This window comes from Oceanipulchritudo coccoides (genome assembly GCF_010500615.1).
GTDB lineage: Bacteria > Verrucomicrobiota > Verrucomicrobiia > Opitutales > Oceanipulchritudinaceae > Oceanipulchritudo > Oceanipulchritudo coccoides.
In genome coordinates this window covers 1,173,299-1,191,613 of the sequence record NZ_JAAGNX010000001.1, presented here as the reverse complement: position 1 = coordinate 1,191,613, position 18,315 = coordinate 1,173,299, and the positions used below count along the sequence as shown (strand labels likewise).

The 18,315-nt window shown below is 53.8% G+C and carries 13 protein-coding genes; 4 read left to right on the top strand and 9 right to left on the bottom strand.

Translation table 11 applies throughout. The annotated features are described in order from the left end of the window. Positions 1–8: 8 nt before the first annotated feature. The 3 genes from G0Q06_RS04540 to G0Q06_RS04530 are packed head-to-tail and all read right to left on the bottom strand — an operon-like array spanning position 9 to position 2,816. Positions 9–842, bottom strand: coding sequence for a sugar phosphate isomerase/epimerase family protein (locus tag G0Q06_RS04540; RefSeq protein ID WP_163962884.1), 834 nt, complete (start codon positions 840–842; stop codon positions 9–11). Next, complete coding sequence (locus tag G0Q06_RS04535) at positions 839–2,227, bottom strand: glycosyl hydrolase (protein ID WP_163962882.1); 1,389 nt, start codon at positions 2,225–2,227, stop codon at positions 839–841. The genes G0Q06_RS04540 and G0Q06_RS04535 overlap by 4 nt, the downstream gene beginning before the upstream one ends. Before the next feature lie 34 nt (positions 2,228–2,261). Further along, positions 2,262–2,816 (bottom strand): helix-turn-helix domain-containing protein, encoded by a 555-nt coding sequence (locus G0Q06_RS04530; RefSeq protein ID WP_163962881.1) that lies wholly within the window; start codon positions 2,814–2,816, stop codon positions 2,262–2,264. A 72-nt stretch (positions 2,817–2,888) separates the two neighbouring features. On the opposite strand from G0Q06_RS04530, the gene eda reads away from it, so the two are divergent. Then, positions 2,889–3,521, top strand: a complete 633-nt coding sequence (eda, locus tag G0Q06_RS04525) for a bifunctional 4-hydroxy-2-oxoglutarate aldolase/2-dehydro-3-deoxy-phosphogluconate aldolase (protein ID WP_163962870.1) — start codon at positions 2,889–2,891, stop codon at positions 3,519–3,521. Between the two features lie 139 nt (positions 3,522–3,660). On the opposite strand, the gene G0Q06_RS04520 is transcribed toward eda, so the two are convergent. Further along, entirely contained in the window at positions 3,661–4,263 is a 603-nt protein-coding gene (locus tag G0Q06_RS04520; RefSeq protein WP_163962863.1) for a nitroreductase family protein, read from the bottom strand. A 139-nt stretch (positions 4,264–4,402) separates the two neighbouring features. Between G0Q06_RS04520 and G0Q06_RS04515 the strand changes: the two genes are divergently transcribed. Beyond that, entirely contained in the window at positions 4,403–5,890 is a 1,488-nt protein-coding gene (locus G0Q06_RS04515; RefSeq protein WP_163962861.1) for a multiheme c-type cytochrome, read from the top strand. On the opposite strand, the gene G0Q06_RS04510 is transcribed toward G0Q06_RS04515, so the two are convergent. Beyond that, positions 5,864–6,667, bottom strand: a complete 804-nt coding sequence (locus tag G0Q06_RS04510; RefSeq protein ID WP_163962859.1) for a hypothetical protein — start codon at positions 6,665–6,667, stop codon at positions 5,864–5,866. The genes G0Q06_RS04515 and G0Q06_RS04510 overlap by 27 nt on opposite strands. Before the next feature lie 53 nt (positions 6,668–6,720). On the opposite strand from G0Q06_RS04510, the gene G0Q06_RS04505 reads away from it, so the two are divergent. Continuing rightward, the gene (locus G0Q06_RS04505; protein ID WP_163962857.1) at positions 6,721–9,030 is read left to right on the top strand and encodes a helicase C-terminal domain-containing protein; all 2,310 of its coding nucleotides are present in this window, start codon (positions 6,721–6,723) and stop codon (positions 9,028–9,030) included. Positions 9,031–9,170: 140 nt separating this feature from the next. Next, positions 9,171–11,714 (top strand): carboxy terminal-processing peptidase, encoded by a 2,544-nt coding sequence (locus G0Q06_RS04500; RefSeq protein ID WP_163962856.1) that lies wholly within the window; start codon positions 9,171–9,173, stop codon positions 11,712–11,714. Here G0Q06_RS04500 and G0Q06_RS04495 read toward each other — a convergent pair. From G0Q06_RS04495 to tgt, 4 genes are all read right to left on the bottom strand, one after another. Then, complete coding sequence (locus G0Q06_RS04495; RefSeq protein WP_163962854.1) at positions 11,711–12,304, bottom strand: DNA-3-methyladenine glycosylase I; 594 nt, start codon at positions 12,302–12,304, stop codon at positions 11,711–11,713. The two genes, G0Q06_RS04500 and G0Q06_RS04495, sit on opposite strands and share 4 nt — an antisense overlap. A 9-nt stretch (positions 12,305–12,313) precedes the next feature. Then, positions 12,314–14,032 (bottom strand): apolipoprotein N-acyltransferase, encoded by a 1,719-nt coding sequence (lnt, locus tag G0Q06_RS04490; RefSeq protein ID WP_163962852.1) that lies wholly within the window; start codon positions 14,030–14,032, stop codon positions 12,314–12,316. Beyond that, on the bottom strand, positions 13,972–16,986 hold the full coding sequence (secA, locus tag G0Q06_RS04485; protein WP_163962850.1) for a preprotein translocase subunit SecA: 3,015 nt from the start codon (positions 16,984–16,986) through the stop codon (positions 13,972–13,974). The genes lnt and secA overlap by 61 nt, the downstream gene beginning before the upstream one ends. A 121-nt stretch (positions 16,987–17,107) precedes the next feature. Further along, positions 17,108–18,253 carry a tRNA guanosine(34) transglycosylase Tgt gene (tgt, locus tag G0Q06_RS04480; protein ID WP_163962848.1) on the bottom strand — a complete coding sequence of 382 codons (1,146 nt, stop codon included), beginning with the start codon at positions 18,251–18,253 and terminating at the stop codon, positions 17,108–17,110. Positions 18,254–18,315 lie beyond the last annotated feature (62 nt).

Below are 18,315 nucleotides of genomic sequence, written 5' to 3'. Positions count from 1 at the left end.
TTCAGGGATTAGACGTGTTTCAGGTAGGCGGCCTTGATATCGTTGAGCCACTCTGACTGGTCGGACTCCCAGCGGCGCTTACTGAAAATTTCAACCTCGTTGAATCCATCAAAACCGGCAGCCTCGACCCATCCACGAATAGTGGGAATATCGATACAGCCTTCACCCATCAGCCCGCGGTCAAGCAGCAGGTCCTCAGTGGGTGTGCGCCAGTCGCAGACATGGAAGGCGGAAAGATTGCCCTTTTTTCCACAACGCTTGATTTCCTTCTCAAGGTCCGGATCCCACCAGAGGTGATACACATCAACGGCAATCCCAACGTAATCGGAATTGAAATACTCGGCCAGCTCATTGGCGCTTCGTAAGGTGTTGATCGCCGAACGGTCATCCGCATACATCGGATGAAGCGGCTCGATGGCCAGAGTCACGCCGCTGGCTTCAGCATGCGGAAGCACCGTCTCAATTCCCTCACGGATCTGCTTACGGCTTTCCTCAAGGCTCTGGCCAGGGCGCGCACCACAGACCAGTACCACCATTGGGGCGCCAAGGGTTTCCGCTTCGCGAATTGCCAGCCGGTTATCGGCGAAAGCTTTCATGCGGTCTTCAGGATTTCCGTAGCAGAAAAAACCGCCCCGTACCAAGGCCGCGGTTTTCAACCCAGCATCCTTGATATGTTGCCGGACAAGGTCGATATCCCGCCCTTTCATGGCGTCGCGCCAGACAGTTATTCCGCCGAATCCAGCTTTGGCATATTGATCAATCGCTGTCTCAATGGCCCATGGCTTGGTCGTGATCGTGTGAACCGCACACTTGGATAAGTCCTCGATAGTTTTTGCGCTCATTTCTTCAATCCTTTCACACAGTTAAAGAAAGTGTAGTAGGGCTTTTCCTCAATTAACCTCTGAACGTACAGCGCCAGCTCTCGAATGTGATAATCGCCCCACATACTGGATTCACCACAGGGGATCTTCTGACCCTCGGGGATGTAATCCCATCCGTTTGGACGATGATAAATACTGTGAAGAAGAAGGCCATGGTGGTCTTCTTCCAGACTCAGGTACGGCTCCTCAAGCATCGTTTCGAACGAGGTCAATCCGGCTTGGAAATAGCGGGCCCCCTCTTCTGTTTCCGTGCCCAGATAACGCCCGAGACGGAGAAGCCCCTGTGCCCCGATCGCCGAGGCTGTGCTGTCCACCGGCTCAAAGTCATTGTATGGTTCGGACTTCCGAGAAGTGTAGTCACCCAGTTGATACAGTTCAGGTGCCCCGCCGTCCCAATAAGGAATCCCGTCCAGAGCCGTATTCTTGATAAACCAGTCACAAGTGGCCTTGGCTGCCTTGAGAAAGATTGCCTCGATCTCTGCTCGGCCGCCATATGGTTTCAGCTCCTCGTCGCTGACCGTCTCGATAAATTCCAGCTCTTCCGGGAACCCGACCATGGCCCATGACAGACCGCGAGTCCACGTGGTGAACCCACTGAACCCCTGTTGCGCGTTGGGACAGCGGAAGTTGCCGTCGTTGCGGTTGAAAATCGCCTCGTGGGTTGTGCGACCCCATTCGTCGTAAGCGTCGCGACCCTCGCCGTAATAAATCGAATACTTCGCCGTTGACCGGGCATGCTCAATCATTCGACCGAGCAGGCTGACCGACTTGTCGTTGTCCTCCATCAGGGAATGACCCAGACGATCACTCACGACCAGAGCGCGGCAAGTACGGATAGTATCCACAAACAGGGAGTGAGGGCCGTTGAAGGAATACATATACCCGGGACCATCTGCGGTTGTCGCCCAGCGCTTGGCCTGCACTGCTCCGGAGACTTTCAAGGCGAGCTCATAGAAATCGCGCTCCCACTTGTTCTCGGGAATACTTCCCTCGTTCATGAGGCGAAGCAGATTCCCGTAGGTGCTGACATTATTGAATCCGTGATCATGCACGCCAAAGTGGCTTACATGCGGGGCCATCTTTTCCACCGTGTCCTTGCGCCCAAGCTCGAGAAAGGATTCATCACCTGTGGCATCAAACTGGAGGATTGCGCTTCCGTACTGGAAGCCCTGCGTCCATTCAGTCCATCCACGGGTTGTGTACTTGCCCGCCCAGGTATATACCGGCGATCCCTTTGATGTATTATACTCTTCAGCAATACGGTTAATCTTTTTTCCGGAGACTTGCCAGAAGCGCTCAAGCTTTCCCTTCAAATCCGATGCCGTTAATTCATTCTTAATTTTCATTGTGATAAAAATCCTCCTACAATTGTCCCTCGCCCTAATATCTTTTGCGCTTTTTCACGTGAACCAGAATTAAGCGACTGTCCTCAACGGCCTCGTAGGAATGTTCCTGAATGGCGTCGAACTGCAGGCTTTCTCCCGCACCCAGCTCAACTGTCTCGTGGGGAAGTTCCACCCGCAGGCGACCCTCGATGACCCAGCAGGTTTCATGGTCGTCATGGTGAATCTCCGGTTTGCGGATCCGGGCTCCAGCCTTTGCCTCGCCAAGGAAACATGAGTGGTTTGCATAGCGTACGACCCTGAATTGAAAGCCATCACTCTGGTAACTATCTTCCACCTTCCGGTGGGCCATCCTCGACTCAGTCAGGGCAAGAAGGTCGGTCGCGCTCATCCCAAAAACTCGCCCCAGTTTGTAGAGCGTCTCCAGCTCCGCGCTGGTCTGGTTGCGTTCGATCCGGGAAATAACGGCTATGCTCAGACCAGACCGACTGGCCACTTCATCCAGGGTCAATCCTTCCCGCTTGCGAATTTCACGCAGGATTGAAAAATCGAACATGCCGGAGAGCGCACTTACTGAGGAGTTTTCTGCCATAATTTAATTGACGATTCCATATTATTTGCGTAAACAACAAAAAATCAACTATTTTTTAACTATTAGGCAAAAATGAGTTTAGAATCTATTACCAAATCCCGATTAGTCCCTGTTGCGGTCATCCCGAGCCTGTCGAGTGCACTTCCACTGGCGGAGGCTCTGATGGAGGCAGGATTGCCCCATATTGAAGTCACCCTCCGGACGGATTGCGCCCTCGAGGCGATGCGGGCCATTTGCAAGGAGTTTCCCGAAATGACCATCGGCGCCGGAACCATCCTTGATGCAACGGTTCTGCCGGAGCTGGTTGAGATGGGAGTGACCTTCGGTGTATCCCCCGGTCTGAACCCGGAGGTGATCGAGAAGGCACAGTCCCTGGACTTCCAGATGATCCCGGGCGTCATTACTCCCGGCGAAGTCGAACGGGGCCTTTCGATGGGCCTGAAACTCCTCAAATTTTTCCCTGCGGAAGCCGCGGGCGGTGTGAAGATGCTCAAGGCACTGGCAGGTCCCTACGGACACACCAGCGTCCAGTTTGTCCCAACGGGCGGGATCAATGCCGCCAATGCCCAGCCGTATCTGGATCTGAAGATCACCAGAGCAATAGGCGGGAGCTGGTTTGTGGACCAGAAGCTCGTCGCTGACGGGGATTTTGAGCAGATCAAGACTCTGACACGTGCAGCTATTAAGCTAGCCACGCCTAATTAGAGTCGGCGCTTCAGCGCCGGTCCATACTACCGGGCCTGAAGGCCCGACTCAGGGTCCCGACAAGCAATCCACGCCTAATTAGAGTCGGCGCTTTAGCGCCGGTCCATACAACCGGGCCTGAAGGCCCGACTCATTGTTCCTAGAAGCTGTCCGTACGGACTACAGTATCGTAGGCCAGCTGGCCCGGCTTGGGCCATGCGGGTTGGATACCCTTTCCAACAGCGATCATAAAGCTGATCAAGTGATCTTCCGGAAGATTTATGATTTCTCCCACCTTATCAAAATCAAACCCGTCCATCGGACAGCTATCATAGCCCATAGCCTTTGCCGCCAACATCATTGTCTGGCCGGCAATCCCGCAGGAGCGCATGCATTCGTCCCGCTGAACCTGTTCGCGGTTTTCATAGTACTGCCCGATTGCCGGAACGAGGAAGTCCTGAACCGGCTTTGGCGCGTTCACCCAATATTTTTCCGGTTGGTCTTTCCAAGCACTCTTATTGGCACAGAGAATCACAAGGAGGGAGGCGTCTGTTACTTGAGCCTGATCCCAGGCGGCCTCCCGGATCTGCTTCCGGATTTCCGGATTCTTCACCACGATCAATCGCCAATGCTGGATATTGAAGGCCGTGGGAGACTGCATGGTCAACTCCATGAGTTCGTGGATCTCCTCGTCTGACATGACGTGATCCGGGTCATAATGCTTGATGGCGCGTCGTTCGCGAATGGCTGTGAATGTGTTCATAATTCGATTCTAACCGAGAGTTGCCATTCCGCAAGTCGAGCTAATGAACAATCCAACATTGATTAATAGATGCCGGCCAATCGTTGACCAAGCCTGCGCCGTTTTCTAGAACCGAAAGCGGACCAAAGCTTTTGAAACCATGAAAACAAATCGTATTGCCCCCAAAATATTGCTGTTAAGCGGATTGACCCTTCTCACCACCGCGGCGCTCCTTTCCGCGGAAATGAGCCCGGAGACAGAAGAATGCCTCATGTGTCATGAGATGGCCACCCCGGGAATTGTGGGGGATTGGCAGCGGAGCCGGCATGCCCGGTTCTCCCCGATGGAAGCCATGGGAAAAGACCCGCTGGAACGACGTATATCAGCAGGAACCGTCCCCGAGAACATGGCCTCCTCAACAATTGGTTGCTACGAATGTCATGGATTAAACACCGGGGATCATGCCGATGCCTTCGAGCACTTTGGTTACACGATCAATCTGGTGGTCTCCCCAAAAGACTGCGCGACCTGCCATCCCGATGAACAGCATGAGTATAATGAATCGAAGAAGGCACACGCCATTGCCAACCTCCGCGACAACCCCGTTTACCATGCCTTGGAAACCGAAGTCATCGGGATGAAAGTCATTGATGAATCGGGAGTACAAAGCCTTCCGCCATCGGCCCATACCGCCGGTGAAAGCTGCTATGCCTGCCACGGCACAGTCCTGACTGTGGATGGCCTGAAAACAATTGATACCGATTTTGGTGAAATTGAAATTCCGAACATTGCCAACTGGCCTAACCAAGGTGTCGGACGAATTAATCCCGATGGCTCACGCGGGGCCTGCACAGCTTGCCATCCACGACACGGTTTCTCAATTGAGGTGGCGCGCAAGCCCTACACCTGCGCACAATGCCATGTCGAACCCGATGTTCCTGCATGGGATGTCTGGAAGGAAAGCAAGCATGGCAACATCCTCCTGTCCGAGACCAGTCACTACAATTGGGATGCGGTTCCCTGGAAAGCTGGTGAGGATTTCAATGCCCCAAGCTGTTCGGTTTGCCATAACGCACTTGTCACAGATCCCAGCGGGGATGAAGTCATCGCCAACCGGACGCATGACTTTGGTTCGCGGCTCTGGCTGAGGATATTCGGGCTCGTAACCAGTCATCCACAACCCGCACACGGCTTGACAACTACCCTCCTCAATGACGATGGACAGCCAATGCCGGTCACCTTCACAGGTGTTCATGCAAAAACCGGACTCATCTCCCCGGATGAAATGGACAAGCGACAGGCGATGATGAGCGCCGTTTGCAGAGCCTGCCACTCAACAGACTGGGTCAACGGCCACTTCGAGCAATTTGATCTGGCTGTCGCGGAAATCGACGAAATGGTCATAAAGACCAACGGGCTCATGCAACAGGCATGGGATCTCGGATTAGCGGATCCGGCCAATCCATTTGACGAGTCCCTTGAGCACCAGTGGGTCAAGCAGTGGCTGATCAACGCAAACGCGGCGCGCTACGCCTCCGCCATGAACGGGCAGGACTTCGCCGCCTTCAAATACGGCTGGTGGGGCCTCTCGCAGACCGTGGTCAAATTCCACGAACAGGTCTCAAAGGTTGTGCAGGAGAAAGAGTAGCAGAAAATACCAGGCAACAAGGCCCGCGACCTTTGACATGATGACCACCTTGATGGCCACCGGCAACTGCTTGGCATAGGTCATTTTGTTGACCAGGATCAGCATCACGACAAAGGAGGCAAGGGCATCCGCATGGAGCGCGGTGGGGAACCCAAGTAAATCAAGAAAAAGCCATTGCACACCGTGCATCACGGCCTGATCAGCGACTGCGATGAATAGAACCGCTGATTTGGTGGCCTCAACCCCGACAATCTTCAACGCGATCAGGAGAAAGATAAATCCCAGGAAGACCGGGACCGCCCAGAGAAGAATATTGCGGAGAATCGAGGTGCTGGCCGGGACTTCTTCGTCCTCGTCGTCCATGAATCCATCCAGCTCTTTAGGTAACTCGGGCAGCCCTTCCGAGAATTGCTCGATTTCCTTGTCGAGCTCACCGGCCTTCGTTTCCGCAGGAGGCTTCTTTTCCACGGTCTGGAGAGAAGCGGCTTCAGCTTCTGGCTCACTATCTGGCACGGCTTCCGGGGCAGGCATATCAGGTGCGCGCTCCATGAAAGTCCCTTTGGCCCTCGAGAGGTGGCCATCCAAAAACTCAAGCGTGATGTCCCCGGAATAGACCCAGACTTCACGACCGGGAGAGGTTCGCTTCCCGTTTGGGGTACCCAATTCAGCAACAACGTCCTCCATGCTCTGACCCTCGTACAATGCAGACAGGCCGAGCGGACTTAAACAAAGCGCAAAGAGGAAAATATATACTAGCCGGAAATTAAACATATTCATCAAATGATGCATTTGGCTTGTCGGGGCAATGGCGAAAACAATGGTAGGAACCAATGCATTGGGATTGGCAGAACAGGACCCTTAAACTTTCGGTTGGTGAGCTGGCCCGCTTTTCGCTGATCTCTGCCGGCGACGAGCTGGCGGGTAAATGGCGCGCCGAACTGGGCAGCCATTGGCATGGCGTTTTGCGGGAACGTGCTGAACAGACGGAAGCTGGCTGGCTCTTCGAGCAATCCGTCTCGGGCAACATTCTCCAGGAGGGTTGGCGATTTGAGTTAAAGGGACGTATCGACCAGATCCGCCCAGGACCGGGAAAACCCGTCATCCGGGAGATCAAGACAGTCGCGACAACACTGCCTTCAGAGGACAGCATCCTCAGGGAGACCTATCCCCAGCACTTTCATCAGGCGATGCTCTATGCCTTTCTTTTGGGAAGGAAAAGTGAGTTCCCTGAAACTGAGCTTGTTTTCCTTGATATCCAATCGGCCTTTACCCAGAGCGTTGCCCTTGGTGATGATGACTTCAAAAACCTGCACCGGCATCTCCAGGCAGTCGCGGCGATTCTTGAGGAGCGCCGCAGTCACTTCAGCAGGCTCAGGCGGCTTGAGGTCCCCTCACCCTTTCCAGCATGGCGACCCGGCCAACCGGATGCCCGGGAACAACTGGCAGTCGCCCTGGACCAGCCGCTCCCGATTCTATTTGAAGCCCCGACAGGATTCGGAAAAACGGGACTGGTCCTTGAACAGGCGCTGCTCAGTCTGGCCCGCGGGGATGCCGAGCGGATCATCGTCATGACGGGCAAAAACACCGGCCATTCGCCCCTGCTGAACCAGTTGCTCGCCTTCAAGGAGGAAATGCCGGACCTGACCATCCATGCCTTGCGCAGTCGCAAGGATCACGAGCTGGATGCCGAGTTTGAGCGATCCCTCTCACGGCGGGAAATAATGGAGCGCTGGTCCGACTCGGGTTTGTCCGCGCCCGGCCTCCTCGCAGACGGGGTTCTTGACCTTGAGAACGTGCGCTTGCTGGGCCAGCGGCACGGAATACCACCATGGGCCATTTCCCGGTTCCTTCTTCCCTATGCGGATGTCTGGATTGCCGACTTCAATTATCTCTTTGATCCGCGTGTCGCTCAGGTCCTTGAAGGAATCCCCACTTTTTCGCCCAACAAGACGCTTCTCATCATTGACGAGGCACATAATCTGCCGGACCGGGCGGCCGGAAGCCGTTCCTATCGTTTCAATGCGAATGAGCTCGGGCATGTCCTGACGGAGGTCCAGATGGCACAGTTTCCCGGTAAGTTGCCGCGCATCCTCGATATCCTGCAATCACTGGTCAAGAAGCAGTCAACCTGCGATTGCCTCGACCCGCCCGTGGAGGCCGATCTCATCGGCCTGATCCGTGAAGCTTCCACCGCCCTGCACGAATGCCACTTCTTCGAGAACGAAATTTCCCCGGAAAGCCTTGATTGGCTCTTTCAATTGTCACAGTTGCAGACCGACTGGGATCAGCCAGATCTGCCATACCACACCTATTCCCCGGCAAAGGGATGCATTGAGCTTGCCTGTCTGGATGCCTCCACACAAATCCGGCAAACGCTGGGCCGCTTCCGCCAGACCATTTTAATGTCGGCCACCCTTCGCCCGTGGGATTCATTCAAGAAGGCCATCGGGATCGCCCGAGACAAGGAAGCAAGGCAAATTCTCGGGACCAGTCCCTGGCTGGAAGGTTGCTTTGAAATTATGGTCGATGCACGGGTCGATACCCGCTTTCGCCAGCGCGATAGGTTTCTTGACACGACGACCCGGACCATTGGAGAAAGTGCCCTCTCAGGCAAGGGGTGTACGGTCGCCTTTTTCCCGAGCTATCAATATGCGAGGAAAGTGCTCGAGCGGATGAGCTACCTGTTTTCAAGTCTTCGTTGTGAGCTCCAGCCACGCGACTTGAACCTTGAGAAACAAAACGAGTTCTTGGAATCGGCTCTTCTCTTTAATGATGTCCTATTCCTTGTTTTGGGGAGTCGCTTCAGTGAGGGAATAGACGCCTTGGGGGGACGGGTCAGCCAAGCCATCGTAGTCGGACCAGCCCTGCCTGAGGTCAATGGCCTCCAGAAAGCCAGGGAAGCCCTCGCCACGGGAAATTCCACATCACGCTTTCATGCCGTTTACCTCATCCCGGGACTGAGAAAAATAAGCCAGGCTCTGGGTCGGCTCGTCCGGTCGCCGGATCAGCGTGCTCGCGTGCTCCTCCATGGAAAGCGCTTCATGGAACCGGATTATCAGGACCTGCTACCGGAATATCTGCAGCCATGCGAGGCGATCGTGACAGATGAGGATCTTGATAAGAAGTGGCTTCGCGGTTAAAATACTGTTAGAAAGTTGAACAAACCCAGTTTTGCCGCGTCAAACCCCTTGAATACGGAATAAACCTCCCAATTAATCCTCTTTCCGTTGATCGTGAATCTCTTGCATTCCCCCGACTTCTCATTTTTACATTACAATATATGATACGAGCCATAATTCCTTGCCTGATCCTGAGTGTACTGGCCTCTTCCCTGTATTCCGGCCCAATTACCATCGACAAGCGCGAACGGGATCAGCTCAAAAAGGAAACTGTCTACGCGATCGACCTGATCCAGCGCTACCATTACAAGCAGACCAGCTTCTCGGACATTGATACCGAGGAACTATTGAAAGGCTACATGGACGACCTCGACCGGTCCCGGATGTTTTTCCTTCAGGAGGATGTTGATTTTACGGTCGAGCGGTTTGGCAGCAGCCTGAAATCGTCCTATCTCTACATCGGCGATCTCTACCCGGCTTTTGAAATCTTTAATACATACTACGAGCGAATTTCCGAGCGCATTGCCTGGATTCAGGAGCGTCTGCAAGAACCCTTTGATTTTGAATCGGATGAACTTTACCTGACCGATCGTTCAGAGGTGGAATGGCCAGCCAGCGTCGAGGAAGCCGATCGCTTATGGGAAGACCGGTTGACCCATGAGCTGATCATGGAGCTTCTTGAGGATGAGCCCATGGAACTGGCCATCGAGAAGATTTCCAAGCGGTACGACCGAATGAAAAAGTTCCTTGATGAAATTGAAGTGCACAACGTACAGGAAACTTTCATAACGTCCCTGGCACAATTATACGATCCACACAGCAATTTCTTCTCATGGGATTCTGCCCAGGAATTTGATATCCAGATCAGTAATGCACTGGTCGGCATCGGTGCACAATTGCGGGATGTGGATGGATATTGCGTGATTGAAAGCCTAATCCCCGGCGGTCCAGCTGAAATGAGCGGCAACCTGCACCCGGGCGACAAAATTATTGCCGTTGCGCAAGGAGAAGAGGAACCAGTTGACGTGGTGGACATGAAGCTCCGCAAAATTGTTCAGCAAATCCGGGGCGAAACCGGGACAGAAGTCCGCCTGACGGTTATCCCTGCACATTCAGCTAAGCGGAAAATTGTTCCCCTGATTCGCGAGAAGGTCGAGTTGACGGCAAACCTGGCGACGGGAGACCTGTATGAGCTCCCGGATGAGTCCGGTGATACACGCAAGGTTGGAGTGATTGAGCTGCCTTCTTTCTATGGCGAAGGTGCCTTCGGAAAGGATAGCATCAGCACCTCCAAGGATGTGGAACAATTGATTGGAAAATTTAAAGATGAAGGAGTGGATGGTCTTGTTCTCGATCTTCGAAGAAATGGCGGCGGCCGTCTTGATGAGGCAGTGAAACTCACAGGCCTGTTTATTTCCGAAGGTCCGGTAGTCATGAAGAGAACCTTCAATGGCGAAATTGAGGAAGATTGGGACCGCAATAACAAGGTCGCATGGGACGGACCGCTTGTTGTCCTTGTCTCTCGTGCCAGCGCCTCCGCCAGTGAAATTGTTGCTGGAGCGCTCCAGAGTCTTGGCCGCGCAATTGTTGTCGGTGACGAGTCTACACATGGCAAAGGTACGGTTCAGGCACCGATTGATTTGCGTAGCGCGATGCAACGTCTGCCGATGGGACATCCTCTTGAGGTGGGAACTGTAAAGATCACAGTGCAGCAGTTTTATCTGCCCAACGGTGATTCCACACAAAACCGGGGTGTCCTTTCAGACATTCCCCTGCCCTCCGCCAACATGTTTCTTTTTGACGGTGAGGCAGACCTCGATAACGCACTTTCATGGGACCAGATCGAGCCGATTACTTACCAGCTTCCAGAACGGAAGAATGCCGACTTTGCCATTGCCCGGCCGGATATTCTGGAATCGGTGAAATCCATCTCTGAAGCACGACAGGCAGAATCCGAGGAATTTGCCTACCTGAAGGAAAATATCGCCTGGTACAAGGAACGGCATGACCGGAAAAGTGTCTCCCTTAATCTGGAAAAACGCCGGGCAGAAAAGGAAGAGCTCGAGAGCAAGCGCGACTACTTTGATGATACGCGCGATTCGCTGAGCCGCGAATTAAAGTATGTGGCCAAGAGCGTCGACCTCGACCTCACCGAGAAAAAGGAAAAAGCTCATCAGGCCAAGCTGGCCAGTACGCCTTTACCCAACGGTCAGGACCGCGAAAACCAATTCTACCAGAAGGTCTTCTATTACAAGAGCCCAGAGGATGAGAAAATTCACGAGATCTGGGTTGAATACTTTGATTACGATGCGGCAATCAAGGAAAGCGAAGCCATTGCGGCAGTTTTAAGCGAGGCCTATGACCAATCCTTCACGACGGACCAAATGTCGGAAATTCTCACCCGCTTCAAAAATACCGATCGGGCTTCTGGATTTGATGTGCTCGATCCTTTCCGGGATGTTCTTGGTGCTGATCTGGACGAGACAGCCATGCTGGAAGCCATGCCAGCCTTCTTCACGAAGATGGTCGAAGTGGATCCAGACGTTCTTCTTGAACGACCGAAGCTTGATGTTCCTCTCCGTGAAAGCCTCCGCATTGTCCGGGATTGGGCGGAAATCCAAAACCCGATCGATCCGGCAAAGGTGATCCTCAGTGTTGCCAGCAAGCAGGATGAAACGCCTGCTCCAACTGAAAACACGCCCTAGTCATTTACCCAGGGATTCTTCCCGGCAAGCTTCGCGCAAGCACGATGGCGTGGACAATCGACAATATGGTCGTTCACCATACCGGTGGCCTGCATGTGAGCGTAGCAGATTGTAGTCCCGAAGAACTTGAACCCGTAACGCTTCATTTCCTTGCTGATCGTATCCGAGATCGGGGTCGAGGCAGGTAGATCGGACATTCGGCTAAACCTGTTTTGTAGTGGTCTTCCATCTACAAATTTCCAGATATACTGGGAAAAACTCCCATGTTCCTCGCAAATCTCAAGGAAACAACGGGCATTGCTGATAGCACTCGAAATTTTAAGACGGTTCCTGATGATTCCCTCATCCGAGCGAAGGCGTTCCTGGTCCCTTTCCGTGAAACTGGCCACCTTTTCCGGATCAAACCCTGCAAATGCACTCCGGTAATTCTCCCGGCGCTTCAGGATTGTCAGCCATGACAGGCCGGCTTGCGCACCCTCGAGAATGATGAACTCAAACAGCTTTTGATCATCGTAAACCGGTACGCCCCATTCCTTGTCGTGATATTCCTCATACAAGGAGTTTCCATGACACCAGTCACACCGTTTCATCCTCTATCCTCATTTATCGTTCAACCGTAATCCCGACATCAGTCCGCGCCGATTGTATACCGTCACCGGAGCATGACGCGGGCCTGCAATGCGGATAAACAACAGACCCAGTCCAAAAACAAAACTGGCCAGCCCGACAAACCAGTCACCCAACTGCACATAGGGGGACAAGCGCCCGGACCACCAGCGATTCATTGTGAGCCCGACCACTTCCACTCCTTGGAAGTAAATCGACTGCTTGTCATCCAGCATGACATGACGGATATGGCCAAACTCATCAATCCAGCCACTCCAGCCAGCATTGCCACAACGGACAACTGGACGCCGGGTCTCAACGGCCCGCAGGACCGAGTGTGCCGCATGCTGCCATCCTGCAGATCCTTCGCCAAACCACCCATTGTTTGTCGCGACAAAGTGCCAGTCCGCCCCGGCGAGGGTGTTCTTACGTGCATACTGCGGGAAGATGTCTTCGTAACAAACCAGAAGTCCTGCTTCACCGAAAGTGGTTTTGGAAGAGCCAAATTCAATAGGCAGATCGGAATTACCCGGATAAAAATCCAGTGGAACGGGGATGATCTTCCTGAGGAATGGTAAGTATCCCGCAAAAGGCACATACTCCCCGAACGGGACCAAGTGGCGCTTTGAATAGTAACTCTCAATGTCCACGCCGGTCACCGGATCCACCTTGAAGATGCTGTTGTAGGCGCGAGGCGCGAAAGATGCCGGGTCATCCTCAACAGCAATATTTCCGATGAGCATGGGAAGTCCAGTCTTGCGGGCCAGTTGCTCCACCCAATTCTGCATTCGCGGGTCGCCTTTGACGGGTGCCGGGGTTGGGGCTTCCGGCCAGAGCACAAGCTCCGCCCCAAGATAGGACGCATAGGTTGTGAGATCTTCAAGATCCCTCAGGTTGTCCTGAATAAGGGCTTGATCCCACTTCTCGAAAGCGCCCACATTGGGCTGAGTGAAAGCGACTTTGGGACCCGCAATACGCTCACGGTGCCCTGCCCCGGATGAGTATAATCCAAATCCGATAGCCCCAAAAAGAAGAAAGAGAGCCAAATAGAATTCGAAGGAAAAGCGTCGCCACCATTTTTCCCGCCGACTGTACCACAAGCTGTGCAGGTAAAAGGCCAGTCCGGCATTGAAAGCGACCAGGACAAAGGACAATCCGTATCCACCAGTCACCGAGGTGATTTGTAGAAGCAGTGGTCGTTGCCACTGGCTCACCGAAAGAGGAAGCCAGGGAAAACCGGTAAAAAGGACACAGCGCACCCACTCAAGAAAAACCCAGAATCCAGCAAGGGCGAGGACAGCGCCGAGGCGGGCAAGAAGGGATTTCTCAACCGAGCTGCGCACGAGGCGAAGGGATCCGGCAAACCAGACCCACCAGAATATTGCCATTATACCGGAGAGTCCAATGACTGCCAGCCAACCCAGCACGGGTGCCAGCGCCATCTCCAGGTGGGAAGTCACATTCTTAAGCCAGATCAGGAGGATTGCCCAGCCGATCCAGCCCGAGAACAGGATCATCCATCCCTCCCGTTTTGCGGGGCGGGTGAATAGTCCGAGCAAAAGTAGTGGGACCGCAAATACATATGCGGTTTCCGGCACGTTGCCTGATGGAAATGCGAGGACATAAAGCCCCGCACTCAAAAGACAGGCAATCAGGCTTTGCCAACCAGCTGCCAACCGTCTTCCTTGACCAACCGTTCGGCTTTCTTCCACTTCATCTCCTGCTTTTCGGGACCTCGCTGGATCACGACCATCTCATTGCGGCCGGGCTCGTTGGCAATCCGGACCGGTGCCTTCTTGACCTTGGGAAGCTGCACAGAGCCACCTCCGCCGGGAGTGCCCCCCTGGCCAGCCAGCTGCGGCTGCTCGCCATCTGGACCAGTCGGTCCTTGTTCGCGGGCGCGGTCTCGCAGCCGCGCCACCATGGATTCAAATGCACGGACATTGGTCACGCTCCGGAATATGCTGGAGCAAATGTCCCCGCGTACCCGGCCCAGCATTTCATCAAAATAAACAAAGGCTTCGTTCTTGTATTCGACCAGCGGATCTTTTTGCCCGTATCCACGCAGACCAACGCTCTGACGCAGGTCCTCCATCTCAGTGAGATGGTTTTGATAATGGCGATCAATGTTGCTGATCAGGACAATCCGCTCAAGGCGGCGCAGCGCCTCGGGTTCTTCGGCCTCTTCCTTCAGTTGATAAGCTTCCTCAATTCTCTCGAGGGTCTTTTTAAGAATATCCGGCCCTTCGATTCCCTTGAGGTCGTCAATTTTCAGGCGAATCGGGAAAGTCTGCATCAGCCAGGTGTAGTAATCCTTGATCTCCTTCTCGTTCTCTCCGGATTTGGCAACCATTACACCAAATTCTTCAGCGCGGGATTCAAGTTCCTCCTCGATGAGCTCGAAAATAAGGGTCTTGGGCGTATCGGAAGTAATCGCCTCATTGCGCAACGCGTAGATCACTTCACGCTGCTTTGAACCGACATCATCGTACTGCAGCAAACGCTTACGGATTGAGTAGTGATGCTGCTCAACCGTTTTCTGCGCGCGCTCAATCATCGGATTGAGCCAGCGGTGCTCAAGGGGCTCGCCTTCCTCGAAGGAGCTCTCAAGAAGTTTGCCGGCGCTCCCCTGACTGTAGAGACGCATCAATTCATCTTCCAGGGAAAGAAATGACCGGCTCTTGCCGGGGTCGCCCTGACGGGCACAACGGCCGCGCAACTGGCGGTCAATCCGCCTTGAAGTATGTCGTTCTGTTCCGATGACATAAAGACCACCCAAATCAGCGATCCCCTCGCCCAACTTGATATCTGTTCCGCGACCCGCCATGTTGGTGGCAATTGTAACAGCTCCACGATGACCCGCGCGGGTAATGATCTCCGCCTCTTGGGCATGATATTTTGCATTGAGAACACTGTGGGGAATCTTGGCCCGCTTCAGCATGCGGCTAAGCACCTCGGACGAATCAACGGAAACGGTCCCCACAAGACATGGTTGACCCCGTTCATGGGCCTGCGTGATCTCATCAATTACCGCATTGTATTTCTCGCGCCGCGTCTTGTAGATGATGTCGTTCTCATCAATCCGGATATTTGGCTGGTTTGTGGGAATAACCATCACATTGAGGTTATAGATATCCTTGAATTCGTTGGCTTCTGTCTCAGCTGTACCAGTCATCCCGGCGAGCTTTTCATACAAACGAAAATAATTCTGGAGGGTGATCGTCGCGTAGGTCTTTGACTCTTTTTCAATCTTCACCCCTTCCTTTGCTTCAACAGCCTGGTGCAACCCATCGGACCAGCGGCGACCGGGCATCACACGGCCCGTGTTTTCATCGACAATCATCACCTTGCCGTCTTGCACGACATACTCGACATCGCGCTCGTACAGGCTGAAAGCTCTCAAGAGCTGCCCGATGATGTGGATCTCCTCACTGATTTGCTCAAACTGTGTCTGCTCTTGCGCCTTCAGCTTGGCCTTTTCCTTTGGCTCAAGATCTTCCCGGTTGTCGATCTCCATGTACATCGTGGGAAGGTCCGGAAGCACGAAAGCATCCGGATTGTCAGGGCGCAGGAGCATCCGACCGCGTTCCGTTAAATCGCTGCTGCGCTGCTTTTCATCGACCGAGAAGAAAAGCTCCTCCTTGAGCGCATAGGCCTGCTTTTTGTTATAATCAGCCGACATCTCAAGGTCATAGGCATCAAACTCCTTGCGGATTTTGCCTACCTCAAGAAGTCGCAGAAGAATCTTGTTCTTGGGCATGCCCTGCTTGACCTGCAGCATCTTGTACAAGCCCTCCGCATGGTCCACATCCGGGTTTTCCATGATCGCTTTCGCGTCACTGACCAGCTTGTTGCAAAGACGCTTTTGTTCCTTGGCCAACTTTTCAACCTGTGGCCTCAGGGCAAGAAATGGAGCAGATGAGTCGTCCTCGACCGGCCCGGAAATGATCAAGGGCGTCCTTGCCTCATCAATCAGGATGGAGTCAACTTCGTCAATAATGCAGAAAAAGTGATCGTTCTGCACCTGTGCCTCACGACTCATGGCCATGCCGTTGTCGCGGAGATAATCAAAGCCAAATTCACTGGCTGTCCCGTAGGTGATGTCACAATTGTAGGCAGCCCGTTTCTCATCATTGTCCTGCTGGTGTCCGCCCTTGATGACACCCACGGTCAGGCCGAGAAACTTGTAGATGTGTCCCATCCATTCGGCATCACGTTGAGCAAGATACTCATTCACGGTGACCAGCTGCGCGCCGCGACCGGCAAGGCTGTTCAGGTAGAGCGGAAGGGTCGCAACAAGGGTCTTTCCCTCCCCGGTTGCCATTTCAGCAATTGAATTCTGGTGCAGGCACATCCCGCCGATCAGCTGGACATCAAAATGCACCATATTCCAGGTGTCCTTGGTGCCGACATACTCGATCTCCTGGCCACAAAGCCGGCGGGCGGCGTTCTTGACCGTGGCAAATGCCTCTGGAAGCAAATCATCCAGTGTCTCACCTTCCTTGTAACGCTTGCGAAACTCGTCGGTCTTGGCCTGAAGCTGCGCATCGCTGAGCGATTGGTACTCAAGCTCAAGCTTGTTGATGCGCTCAACAATGGGCTGGGCCTTCTTTATGAATCGGCGGTAGTGGCTACCGGAAAATCGTTTTAATACCTTGGAAATCATGGGAAAAGGGAGAAGTTGGCGACTCGCGGGCCCAATGGCAACCGAAAGCCACACTGAAATGGGAGGATTTCAGGAAAAAGAAATTAAGACAGAGGGACGGTCAATGGGAGGGTCGATTAAATTATTCCGGAATTTCCTTTTTCCCCGCAAGATAGCGTTCAATCCACGATTGGTGCCAGCGGGCATAGTCTCCTGCTTCAATGTGTTCGCGGGCCTGACGCATCAGGTCGAGATAGAAGCGAACATTGTGCATAGTCAGCAAGACGCTCCCCAGGATCTCTCCGGCAATGATTAAATGGCGAATATAGGCCCTTGTAAACTGTCCCGTTTCCAAGTCACAGAAGCGCTCCATCAGGGGTTTGTTGTCATCCCGGAAACGGTTGTTCCTAAGGTTTAATTTTCCATCTTCCGTGAAGGCGATTCCATGCCGGGCCTCCCGTGTAGGCATGACGCAATCGAACATGTCCGCCCCTGCAGCAATCATTTTGAGCAACTGCGGTGGGGTTCCCACGCCCATTACATAGCGGGGCTTATCGGCCGGAAGGACTTCCGTGCACATCGTGACCTGCGGCATCATCTCTTCCTCCGGTTCGCCCACGCTCACCCCGCCAATGGCATAGCCCGGAAAATCCATTTCAATCAACGCAGCTGCGCACTGCTGCCGCAAATCCTTATGCCGTGAGCCCTGGACAATCCCGAATACATGGTGGCCTTTTTCAAGGAATCCAGTCTCTCCGGCATAGGCCCGGGCCTCCCGGGCCCAGCGAATTGTCCGCTCGACCGCAGCCTCACAAGCCTTGCGGGTGGCCTCGGCCGGTGGACACTCATCCAGGACCATGGCAATGTCTGAACCAAGGTTCGCTTGAATATCAATCACCCGTTTCGGGGTCAGGATTACTTCACGCCCGTCCAAATGCGATTGAAAGCGGATTCCCTCGTCGCGGATCTTGCGCAGTTTTGCCAGGCTGAAGACCTGGAACCCCCCACTGTCCGTCAGGATCGGGCCGCTCCAGCGCATGAATTTGTGCAGCCCTCCAAGCTCGGATATCAGTTCCGAGGTCGGCCGCAAATTAAGATGGTAGGTGTTTCCAAGGATGATTTGTGCCCCCAACGTAGTCAACTGGTCCGGCAAAAGCCCTTTTACCGTGCCCTGCGTTCCCACCGGCATGAAAATCGGCGTCTCCACGCTCCCGTGGAGCGTTTTCAGACACCCGCGACGCGCAGAGCTCCCCGCATCCACTGCCAATATCTCATATCCTGAGTCCATGCCGCACCTTCACATCGCTTTTTCCCCTTGGCAAGCATCCCTGTTCTTGACAACCCATCATA